Raw genomic sequence first — 11493 nt, forward strand, 5'->3', positions numbered from 1 at the left:
ACCATTCGGGAGAGGATCATATGACATATCAATTGCTGGATCAACTAAGAGATCACTATATGGAAAGCGAAGGAACATGGTTTTCTTTGCGATGGCACTATATTGAGAACTGTATTCTCAAATCGTATATGGACAGCTATAAGCAATCGGGTAAAGAAGACTATTACCAGTTCGTCAAAAGCTTCATCGACCGTCTATATGATGAGAATGGCAGAATCCCAGCCATTGATGTGCGTTATTATAGTATTGATCAAATCAGACCAGCGACTATTCTTTTTGACTTATACCAAAGAGTGAACGATCCCAAATATAAGCATGTGCTTGATTTGATGTATGAGCAATTGAAAACCTATCCAAGAACAGCGTCAGGAAGCTTTTGGCATAAAGAAAATTATCCAAGCCAAATTTGGCTGGATGGACTTTACATGGGACAACCATTTTTGGTTCGTTACATCAAGGAGTTCGAGGAAAAGAAGGACTATTCCGATACCATACATCAATTTTTAAACGTCAAAAAGTTTATTTTTAATGAAGAGAATCGCCTGTACTACCATGCTTACGACGAGAGTAGAGAGATGTTTTGGTGTGACAAAACGAAGGGCATGTCTCCGAATGTCTGGGGGCGTGCTGTGGGCTGGTTGGTGATGGCCTTGGTGGACGTGCTTGAACTTCTAGAGGATGAACAGGTGGACAGTGAGCCTCTGAAAATGATGTTGCAGGAAACACTAGACGGTATGTTACCTTACCAGCATAGCGGGGGGATGTGGTATCAGATCGTTGATATGGGGGACCGACCTGGGAATTACTTGGAATCTAGCGGAACCTTGATGCTGGCTTATGCGATGTTAAAAGGTTCGCGCCTTGGCTATCTTGCTAGTGAATACACTGTGCGCGGGAAGTCTGCCTTTGACTGTACTGTCCGGCAATATCTCCGTGAGGAGAATGGAGAAGTGCTGCTTGGTGGCATCTGTCGAAGTGCAGGACTTGGCACAAACCCTGATACGGGCAAGGTTCGTGATGGAACCTTTAAGTACTATACCGAGAATGAAATCATCGTGAGCAATAATGGACATGGCGTAGCACCGCTGATTATGGCGTATACCGAGGTTAAGCTTTCAGAGCTTTAAGTCATGTTAGGAGAGAAGCCAATGCTGAATAAATTAAATAAGAGCCTGGAGAAATGGCTTCCGCTGATTACTCCTACGAGTGTTATTCTAGGAATTATTTTGACAGTATGGTTAAAGTCCTTTACTTACTTAGTACCATGGATCTTCGGCTTTATGACATTTACAGGCAGTTTAAGTATGAACTTTAAAGATTTAAAAAGAGTCTTAATTCAGCCGTTCCCGATTTTCGTCTCGCTGCTTGCTCTGCATGTGTTGATGCCTGCTATTGCATGGATTATCGGCAATGTGTTTTTTCATGATGATGTTTATCTGAGAACTGGACTAATTCTAATGGTCGTCATTCCTACTGGTGTCGTCAGTTTCATGTGGGTTTCCATCTTTAAGGGGAATATTGCGCTAACGTTGTCGGTTATTTTGATTGATACACTATTATCGCCGTTTCTCGTGCCTTTTACGATGGATGCGTTTCTCGGCGTACAAGTGCAGATGGATGTGTTTGGTATGATGAAAGGCCTTTTCTTTATGATCGTCCTTCCGTCCTTATTGGGTATGCTGCTAAATCAACTTTCGCAAGGAAAGGTGAAGGAGAAATGGGGGCGTCCCTTATCTCCTTTCTCCAAAATAGGGTTGGCTTTCACCATTGCGATTAACAGCGCTGTGGTGGCACCTTACTTCACAAAAATTGACAGTAAATTAGTCCTGACAGCTTGTGCAATTGTCGTCATGGCTTCATCTGGCTATCTGATTGGTTGGCTGATCGCCAGGTGGCTAAAGTGGGACCGCGATATCATGGTTACCATGGTGTTTAATACCGGGATGAGAAATAATAGCGCTGGTGCCGTGCTGGCCATTTCGTTTTTTCCGCCACCTGTCGCAATGCCTGTTATTATGTGTATGCTTTTTCAACAACTGCTCGCTTCTTTGTTCGGGCAATTATTATGCAAAGCCCCCGATTCGATAAAACGGAAGCCTGTCTCACAAAAAGCGATATAAGGGGAAGCCAGGTGTTCACATTAATGAATGCGTTTTACACACCGTACAGCGTTGGGAAGGCTTCCGGTAATTTGCCGGATTGATGCTATAGGAACTGAATCGGTCGATCTAACCTGCACATTTTGTGTAGGTTTTTTGTATTTTTAAAGCAATCTGAACATTACTAGCATGAGCCCAGTCCTTTTATTTTATAAACACAAAGAAGGAGATGTACAAATGAAAAAAATCATCGAAGGCTCGATGCAAAGAGCAATTCTCGTCATAGTCTGTATGTTGCTTATTCTGGGATGGGGAGGCATCTCCGCTTTTCAAATGCAGCGTGATTATTTGCCAAGCATTAATAATACAACTCTCCTTGTTTCGGTACGCGCCTCAGCTTACCAAGCCGATCAAGTCAAACAAAATGTAACACCCAAACTGGAAGACGCCATTCGCTCTTCGGATGGTTTGATGGATGTAGAAACGAATTCCTATGACGGCGGACTTTTAATGAATTTGTACTATCCGCTGGATTTCGATATGAAACAAGCAGAGAGCGAGATTAAACAAGCACTAACAAGTGCCGTCCTGCCGTCTGACGTTGGAGCGCCAGTCGTAACACGTGTAACGACAAGTACTTTTCCGATTTTAAGCTATAGCTTAACTTCAAACAATGCCAAAATTGACGAAACTGCACTTCGCTCTACGGTTGAAGCGGATATTGTTAAGCAGCTGAAATCCGTTCCTGGCGTCGCCGATGTGCGTGTTACAGGTGCTGCAAACAATGGCTACGTACTAAATATTCGCATGCAGGATTTAATCAAAAGTGGATTATTGATGGATGATTTGAATCAATCACTAACCGCCGCGCTGCCGAATTGGTTAACTGGAAAAGTGTCAAACAACAAAGACTCGTTTCCATTAACCGTGAATGGTTGGAACTTAACGGACCAGGAATTAAACAATATTCCAATTAAAAACAAGCAAGGCACAAGCGTCCCGCTATCGAGCGTGGCTGATCTATCCCACTCTTTGACAGATGTTAAAACGGTCTCACGCACAAATGGGAAAGCAAGCATTCTTCTAGATGTACTAAAAACACCGTCATCGAATATTACGGATGTGGCCAAACTCGTCAAGGAGCGCGTCGCACAAATAGCATCAATTAAAAATAACGATGTATCGTTAACCGTGATGCTTGACCGTGAACATGAATTAAATGCTTCCTTATTGGGACTTGTACGCGAAGGACTTTTGGGTTGCTTGTTCTCTATGCTGTGCGTTTTCTTTTTCTTCCGTAATGTACGTTCAACGCTGCTCATTGCGGTGTCTCTGCCTATTTCATTACTTGCCACAACGGCTGTTTTGAAATCGATGGGGATTACGCTTAATATTTTGACTGTATCCGGTCTGATTGTTGCGATGGGTCGAATTGTTGATGATTCCATTGTTGTTCTTGACAATATGTATCGTAAATATCAGGAGAATAAGGATCAATCCACCCTACATGTGCTTTCATCTGCTGTAAAAGAAATGCTGCCCGCTATTTTTGCCTCGACCGCAACGACCATCGCTGTTTATGTACCTATTGCTATGGTTGGCGGTGTCATTAGCGCATCATACTCTGGCTTTGCATGGTCTGTCGTGATTGCGCTGACGGTATCTTTCTTTGTTGCGATGCTTGTTGTTCCAACGTTTGCCTTCATGGGCTGGCGAAATGACACATCGAAAGCGGTGACGCTTGAACCGATGATGAAACCGGTCCTACGGTTTGCGTTTAGCCATAAAAAATGGATTACATCGATTTCATTACTAATTTTCATCGTTTCTGCGATATTTGCAACTACACTTCCAGTGAGCCTGCTGCCTACGGCAAATTCGGGAGATGTAGCGATTCAAGTTGAACTTCCGAAGGGTAGTGCACTTCCTGAGGTGGATAAAGAAGTCCAAAAAGTTGAAACCGTGCTGAAGGGAAATCCGAATGTTGCTTCGTATTCAGCCAATTTCGGATCTACCATGATGCCGCAGGCCGATGATGTATTTGATGCTGGTGGTGGATTTATTCAGCAGCCGAATATAGCCAACATGACTGTTGCCTTAAAGGATAAAAATAAGGTAGATGCCGTCATTTCCGATTTGCAAAAATCATTACCAGCAATAAATCAACAAGTGGTTTATACCGTTTCGAATCAAAGTATTGCTGGTGATGATAAGCAGATGAAAATCATGCTTTCTGGTGCAGATCAGAAAATACTGGACGACGCGGCGCAACTCGTTAGAAGTAAGTTAATGGAAGTGCAAGGACTTAGCGTGCAAGGAGCAACGGATCTAACAAACGGTACGCCTAAATATACCATTACACTTGATCGAGCTAAAATTGAGCAATCTGGCGTCAATGTACAGGACGTTACAAAAGTAATCGGTCAGTACATGATAGGTGGTAAGGACTTTGATATTCAGGTGAATCATAAGTTGATCCCAGTGGATATGTACATCACTCGGGTGGCTAAAGAAAATGCAACGTCAACCGATGTGCTCGCTGCGCTTGCTGCTGAAACAGTAAGTGGAACAGCTGGGCAAAAGATCAGAATTGATCAATTGGCGACGATCGCGCCTAATCAAGCTCCATCGTCCATACAGGAACGTGATGGACAATTATTTTCAACCGTTACCGTACAAATCACTTCTAAAGATATCAGTAAAGTTTCAAGCGCTGTCTACCAAAAACTTAAGAGTATCTCTTTACCAAGTGGAGTAACCTATTCCATGGGTGGTATTACCGAACAGGTTAAACAAATGATTGTGGACATGTCCATTGCCGTTGCATTTTCCATTTTACTCGTATTACTAATTACCAGTGGAGTCTTTAAGGGTTGGAGAGCTCCTCTAGCCGTACTATTAAGCATCCCACTTGCTCTTAGTGGTGTTGTGCTTGCACTCATACTTTTTGGTGGCGAATGGAACCTAGCCGCGCTAATTGGTGTCTTGATGCTTACCGGCATCGTCGTCACGAACGGCATAGTATTGATTGATAAAATTGAGAGGAACCGTAAAGAAGGGATGGCTTTCAATGACGCGATTATGCAAGGCAGCCTCTCTCGGGTAAGACCGATCTTCATGACCGCAGGCACGACCATTTTAACGCTGTTGCCGCTGGCATTGACGCATAGCTCTGATACTGTAATTTCGCAAACACTTGGTATTGTTGTGATTGGTGGTATGATTACATCAACTTTAAATAGCTTTCTTGTCATTCCAACGTTTTATGAGTGGCTGGTAAAAGGGAATCCTAAAACAAAAATTGATCAATCTTAAATGTTGATCGAGGGCAGTGCGGGAGGAAGATTATGTGTGGATCATGAATTAAATGACATAATCGGTAAAGCAATGAGTGGTGACAAAGAGGCTTTCGCCTTACTCGTATCACGATTTAAAGATAGTGTTTTTCGTTACGCTTATGGGATGCTTGGAGATCGTATGGAAGCGGAGGATGTTGCTCAGGAAGCATTTATTAAAGCTTTTTATGCCATTTCCAAGTTAGATAATAGTTATGCCTTTACATCCTGGTTAAAGCGAATTATATCGAATTTGTGTTATGACCGTATCCAAAAGCAAAAGAAAACGAGTGCCGTATCTGGAGAATTGATCGAAAAACAACGATCAAATAATGATATTGAACGAACAGACCTCCATATAACGATTGAAGAAGCGATGAGCAAATTAAGTCCTGAACACAGAGAAGTCATTATTCTAAAAGATGTTGAAGGTTATTCCTATGATGAGCTTGCGGGGATGCTACACATTCCGCTTGGAACTGTAAAATCACGTATTAATGCAGCGCGACTGCTGTTACGAAAAGAAATGCTTCGTGAAATGGAGGAGTAAGATGTCAGACCATATAGAAGATCTGTTATCTGATTACATGGATAATGAATTGGATGATTTGGACCGACAACGCGTCGAAGAACATCTGCTGACATGTTCGGCATGCAGTGCGTTGCTGAGTGATTTATCGGCATTTAAAAATCAAGTGTTTACTGCTTTTCATGCAATTGAGGCACCGGTTGGATTTGATGACAAGGTGATGCAAGCAATTAGCTTGAATCCATCGCCCGAACATGCTTCTACAGCGAGCAAATGGCTTTTGGTTCCATTGGTTAGTGCCTTTTGTTTCATTATGCTTGTTTTGGCTGCTATGGGGCCTTTCCTATTTAAATTAGGATCCATCTTGCTTAAAGTTACTTATAATTTAATGAGTGTATTTGGAGATATCCTAGGCTCAAACACGTATTTAATTGTAGGTTTGACGGGGTTTTCGATCATTCTCATTGTTGCATCTAGCCTTTCGCTCAAACATTTGCTCAAACCGAAAACGTATAAGGGGGCTAATCGGTGAAAAAGAAAGGGTTTATTTTCATGGCGATCCTGTTTTGCACCCTTTTGTTTACGATACCTACGAGTGCAATGGCAAAGGGTATATTCGAACATCAAGATACGGTTGTGCCTGCGAATCAGGTGGTTGATGATGTTGTGGTTGTCGGTGCAGATACAACGATATGGGGAACCGTGAACGATTCGGTTATTGTTTTTAATGGAAACCTACAGCTGAAAGCATCTGCAAAGGTAAATGGGTTTGTTTTAGTCGTTGGTGGGCAGATACAACAAGAGGAAGGTGCGTTCATTGCTGATGAAATTATCAATCTATCCTTTGATAAGGCTACTCAAAATAGTCTGTTGATAGGCGGAGGAATCGCCATAGGAACGTGGTTGTTGCAATTAGCCATCAGTATAGTTTTGATTGTACTGCCCGTTTTGACGGTTCTGATCTTCAAGAAACGTATAGATCCATTTGTCGATCATGCTCGGCAAGCATCTGGCCGCTTATTCGCGATTGGTTTTTTCAGCAGTCTCATCCTGATAGCACTTACCGTGCTATTACTTGTTACAATTATTGGAATCCCAGTTGCTATTGTGTTACTCGTTGCCGTATTCTTGGCTTTCATCATCGGATTGGCTGCTTTAAGTAGGGTAGTCGGTGAAAAAATACAAGGAACGCTCGGACGCTCTAACTGGGTTATTTCTTTAACTGGTTCGATTCTATTGGTGTCACTTATGAATATTCCACTAGTCGGAGTTATTATTTGTTTGGGGATACTGGTGTTTTCCATTGGTATCTTAACGATTTGGATGTTGGAAAAAACAACAAAAGGCAGCCTTCCTTAATGTAGGAGTGGCTGTCTCTTTTTTTTGGAGTGAGATCACATCACGCCTCCCGTTTGCGATACACTCTCTCAGGGCGACCCACGACGCCATATGTCAGATCGGCGAAGACTTCGCCCGAGGAGACTAGATGCTCCAAATATCGGCGTCCAGTCGAACGACTGACGCCTATTTCTTTGGCGATTTGATCCGCAGTCATCCCGTCTGCCGCGGTAGAAATCGCCTGAACGATTTTGACTAGCGTTAATTTGTCGATGCCTTTAGGGAGATACGCGATCTCAGCGCGGGAATCCTTTTTACTCGTTCCCAAAATGAGGCGATCGACATCGCTTTGATTAATAGAGCCAGTATGATGAAGTCGATTCAACTCGCTGTGAAAGTCTAGATAACGCAGGAGCGTTTCCTGCAGCCGGTTGAAAACAAGTGGTTTCATAATATAATCGAAAGCTCCGCTGCGAACGGCTTCCCGTATAGCCTCGACTTCTTTGGCAGCCGTGATCATAATGACGTCGGTATCTCGGAAATGTTGACGAATATAGGAGAGCAACTCCAAGCCATTGGAGCCAGGAATGTAAATATCCAGCAGAACTAAATTTGGGCGTAAAATGTCTAGCTGTTCCTTGGCTTGAACATCGTCTGTCGCGATACCGACAACGTGAAAGCCGTCTACTTTTTCAATAAACCTTCGATTAATTTCGGCGATTTTCACATCATCTTCGATGATCAAAACTTCAATGTTCGGTTGTTGGTGTTCTATCATCAGAGGTTGAACTCCTTTCTGTGGACATCGGATGTTTCGGTATGGCGACGGTGAAGAGTGTGCCGCATTCCGGGTTTTTATGGAAAGTGATATACCCGTTAAGCTTATGGACAGCGTGCTGGACTAAGGCTAAACCGATACCGCGATGTTCACCTGCTTTGGTTGAGAATCCCTTCTCAAATACGGCATTGCCTAACTCGTCAGGAATACCGACGCCGCAGTCCTCGCATTCGATAATCAAATCCTCGCCAAGATCGGTTAAAAATAATTTTACATACGGCGTTCGCTGTACCTCAACAGCCAGAACCGCTTCCATGGCGTTGTCAATCAGGTTGCCGATGATGGTGACGAGTAAATTTCGATCAATTTCCGCGGGGATATCTCGAAATGAGCTTTCACGGTCAATTTCAAAAGTTAGCTTTAGCTCCTGCGCATGATTGAATTTGCCAATCAGCAGCCCCCCAATCATGGGATCAGGGATTTCGGTCATGATGAACTGCACCCAGTTCTGATGCACGTCTGATTCCTTGGAGATGAGATCGACAGCTTCTTGATACGATTCCAGTTGGATGAGCCCAGAGATGACATATAGCTTGTTGGAGAACTCATGCGTCTGAGCGCGCAGTGCTTCAGCGAAGCGTTTCACCTGAGACAGCTCCTCGGCCAACCGGTAGAGTTCGGATTTACTTCGAAAGCTTGAAACGGCACCAGTGACACCGTGTTTCCGGCTCACAATCGGCACACGATTGACGATGACATCATGATCGCCGATCAGCATTTCATGGTCAAATTCGGCTTCGCCCGTACGTACTACTTCATGTAATCGCGTGTTCGGGATCACATCTTCGATGTGTCTGCCTGTGATTTTCGCACTGAGGGGCAGCTGCATAAGCTGCAAGGCATAGCGATTAGCCATTGTGATGATGCCATCTCGGTTTACCGCGATAATTCCCTCACGGATAGTTTGTAGAATGGCCTGTTTCTCGGTATACAGCTCACCGATTTCCTTAGGTTCAAGTCCATGGATGGAGCTTCGAACATTACGTGCGATTAAGACGGAACCAATGAGCCCAACGACAAGGACGATGAGGGAAATGAGCTCGATTCGCGACTGATACGTGAAGGTAATTGAATTGATATCTTTTGTAAGAAATCCGACGGACACAATGCCGATGACATTGCCTTGATCATCAAATAGGGGCGCTTTACCGCGAAGCGAAGGGCCGAGTGAGCCGATGGCCTTGGAGATGATCGATTGTCCTGCAAGCACAGGACCGTTGTCCCCGCCGACCATTTCTTTCCCAATTCGTTCAGGGAGCGGGTGTGAGTAGCGAATGCCTTCGCGGTTTCCTACAACGATATACTCGGCATCGATTTGATCTCGGATCTTCTCGACGAGAGGCTGGATGATCTTGGACGGATCCGAAGTTTGAAAAGCCATCCGAATATCCGACATATTTGCAACGGTTTCAGCCACCTTTAAGGCACGAGTTCCGATTTGATCTTCTAATGCTGTGGTCATCATGTAATAAAATATACTGCCTAAACTGATGATGACGATGGAAAGGAACGAACAAATAATGAGGATAAGCTTGGTCTGAAGCTTCATTTTCTCACGCAAGCCTCCCCTTCTTGTTTCATTTAAAAGAATGTATGTGTTTGGTATTGTAACATAAAGCGCTCTCATTTTGATGGTTATAGGGTCTCCAGATCCGTGAACAATATGAACAAAATGGTCAAAAAGCTGTTATTACAACTAATCGCCATAAACTTCCCAATAGACACAAGAGGGTGTTATTCTGAAAGCGCTTCAAAGAAAGCGTATACATGATAAACCAAAACCAAATATGGAGGGGTTTCATTTGATAAAACAAGTTTTTTCAGCGTCTTGGAAAGTAACGGCGATTAGTGTGCTTGCAATCAGTTTGGCGGCTTGCGGTAATGGCACAGCTAAACCAGCTTCGAAATCCAATTACCCAGACAAAGCACTTAGCATTATCGCGCCATCAGGTGCTGGCGGCGGCTGGGATATGACAGCGCGTACCATCGCGAAAGTATTAACGGAAACGAAAGCAGTCGATAAGCCCGTTTCAGTTGAAAATAAACCAGGCGGCGGCGGTACGGTATTTATGGCGGAATACGCGACCAAAGATATCAAAGATAACTACAAACTGTTCGTCAGTTCGCCTCCAATTCTCATTAATCATTTGAAAAAAGAAGGAAACACGCCTTACGGATACAATGATACGACGCCGCTAGCGCAATTGACCAAAGATTATGGCGCGGTCGCGGTAGCCGCCAATTCGAAATACAAAGATCTGAAGTCGCTGCTGGATGATATGAAAGCAGATCCTACGAAGCTAACGGTTGCTGGCGGTTCGGCACCTGGTTCCATGGATCACTTGGTATCGATTCTACCCGCGTTCAAATATGGGATTGACCCGAAAAAGGTGAAATACGTGTCCTATGACGGTGGCGGCGAAGCCGTAACTGCCTTGCTTGGTGGTAATGCTGATGTTTTAGGTACAGATGCTTCTTCCTTAGATCAGTACGTGAAAGCCGGAAAAATCCGCATACTTGCTGTTGCAGCACCTGCTCGTCTTGGTGGCAGCCTGAAAGATGTTCCGACGATGAAGGAACAAGGCGTTGATGCCGAATTCCTGATCTGGCGCGGTTTCTTCGGACCGAAGGACATGTCAGCGGATGCCAAAACATACTGGGAAGATACGATTAAGAAAATGGTAGATTCCGATGCTTGGAAAAAAGAAATGCAAGCGAACAGCTGGCAAACGGACTATAAGAAGGCAGATGATTTCAAAGCTTTCTTGGGTCAGCAAGAAACACAACTGAAAGACATGCTGACAGCGCTTGGTATGCAGAAATAAAACCTAACGAGACAAGGGAGAAGAGGACCTCTTCTCCCTTGCCCTTAGTAGGGTAGGAGGCAGAGAAATGAATACAACGTTTGATCGATATGCAGGCATCGTCTTTTTCGCCATTGGCCTTGCCTTTGTGATCGGTTCCTTAGGGATTTCAACAAGTGCTTATGGTAGTAATGTGGGTGCTAATATTTTTCCGATGATTTTGGGCTCGTTCTTGTCTTTGATGAGTTTGCGTCTTATTTATGAGACGTTCCGTAAGCAGCGTGCTGAGAAGGGCAAAGAAAATTTGGATTACAAACGATTTCTCATTATTTTTATCGCGGCTGTGTTATATGCCTATTTCCTTGAAGATATCGGGTTCGTGATCTCCACGTTCCTGTTCCTAATGATTGGATTTCAAACGATGCAAAAAGGTAGAGTATGGGTTTCCTTGCTGATCGCAGCTTGCTTCTCATATGGCGTGTATTACTTATATGTGAATCTGCTGGATGGATCGCTTCCCGGATTTCCAACATGGTTAGGGGGGGCATAA

General features: G+C 43.9%; 10 protein-coding genes. 8 read left to right on the forward strand and 2 right to left on the reverse strand.

What is annotated here, in order from left to right; genetic code table 11:
• Window positions 1–20 precede the first annotated feature (20 nt).
• The 6 genes from GC096_RS01545 (at window position 21) to GC096_RS01570 (ending at window position 7322) form a co-directional block, all read left to right on the forward strand.
• Window positions 21–1127, forward strand: coding sequence for a glycoside hydrolase family 88/105 protein (locus GC096_RS01545; protein WP_171628551.1), 1107 nt, complete (start codon window positions 21–23; stop codon window positions 1125–1127).
• Window positions 1128–1148: 21 nt separating this feature from the next.
• A complete protein-coding gene (locus tag GC096_RS01550) occupies window positions 1149–2120 on the forward strand; it encodes a bile acid:sodium symporter family protein (protein ID WP_171628552.1) in 972 nt (323 codons plus the stop codon).
• A 216-nt stretch (window positions 2121–2336) separates the two neighbouring features.
• Window positions 2337–5414 carry an efflux RND transporter permease subunit gene (locus GC096_RS01555; protein ID WP_171628553.1) on the forward strand — a complete coding sequence of 1026 codons (3078 nt, stop codon included), beginning with the start codon at window positions 2337–2339 and terminating at the stop codon, window positions 5412–5414.
• A gap of 72 nt (window positions 5415–5486) precedes the next feature.
• Window positions 5487–5984 (forward strand): RNA polymerase sigma factor, encoded by a 498-nt coding sequence (locus GC096_RS01560; protein WP_246302524.1) that lies wholly within the window; start codon window positions 5487–5489, stop codon window positions 5982–5984.
• A gap of 1 nt (window position 5985) precedes the next feature.
• The gene (locus GC096_RS01565; RefSeq protein WP_171628555.1) at window positions 5986–6495 is read left to right on the forward strand and encodes an anti-sigma factor family protein; all 510 of its coding nucleotides are present in this window, start codon (window positions 5986–5988) and stop codon (window positions 6493–6495) included.
• Window positions 6492–7322 (forward strand): hypothetical protein, encoded by an 831-nt coding sequence (locus tag GC096_RS01570; RefSeq protein WP_171628556.1) that lies wholly within the window; start codon window positions 6492–6494, stop codon window positions 7320–7322. The genes GC096_RS01565 and GC096_RS01570 overlap by 4 nt, the downstream gene beginning before the upstream one ends.
• Before the next feature lie 40 nt (window positions 7323–7362).
• Here GC096_RS01570 and GC096_RS01575 read toward each other — a convergent pair whose 3' ends face one another.
• Both GC096_RS01575 and GC096_RS01580 read right to left on the reverse strand, forming a co-directional pair.
• Window positions 7363–8079 carry a response regulator gene (locus tag GC096_RS01575; protein WP_171628557.1) on the reverse strand — a complete coding sequence of 239 codons (717 nt, stop codon included), beginning with the start codon at window positions 8077–8079 and terminating at the stop codon, window positions 7363–7365.
• Window positions 8051–9688, reverse strand: coding sequence for an ATP-binding protein (locus tag GC096_RS01580; protein WP_171628558.1), 1638 nt, complete (start codon window positions 9686–9688; stop codon window positions 8051–8053). Before GC096_RS01580 ends, GC096_RS01575 begins: the two co-directional genes overlap by 29 nt.
• Before the next feature lie 238 nt (window positions 9689–9926).
• Here GC096_RS01580 and GC096_RS01585 point away from each other — a divergent pair, with 238 nt between their 5' ends.
• Together GC096_RS01585 and GC096_RS01590 are read left to right on the forward strand one after the other, a co-directional pair.
• Window positions 9927–10964 (forward strand): Bug family tripartite tricarboxylate transporter substrate binding protein, encoded by a 1038-nt coding sequence (locus GC096_RS01585; protein WP_171628559.1) that lies wholly within the window; start codon window positions 9927–9929, stop codon window positions 10962–10964.
• Between the two features lie 67 nt (window positions 10965–11031).
• Window positions 11032–11493 (forward strand): tripartite tricarboxylate transporter TctB family protein, encoded by a 462-nt coding sequence (locus GC096_RS01590; RefSeq protein ID WP_171628560.1) that lies wholly within the window; start codon window positions 11032–11034, stop codon window positions 11491–11493.

The sequence above is a fragment of the Paenibacillus plantarum genome (assembly GCF_013141695.1).
Taxonomy (GTDB): Bacteria; Bacillota; Bacilli; order Paenibacillales; family NBRC-103111; genus Paenibacillus_E; species Paenibacillus_E plantarum.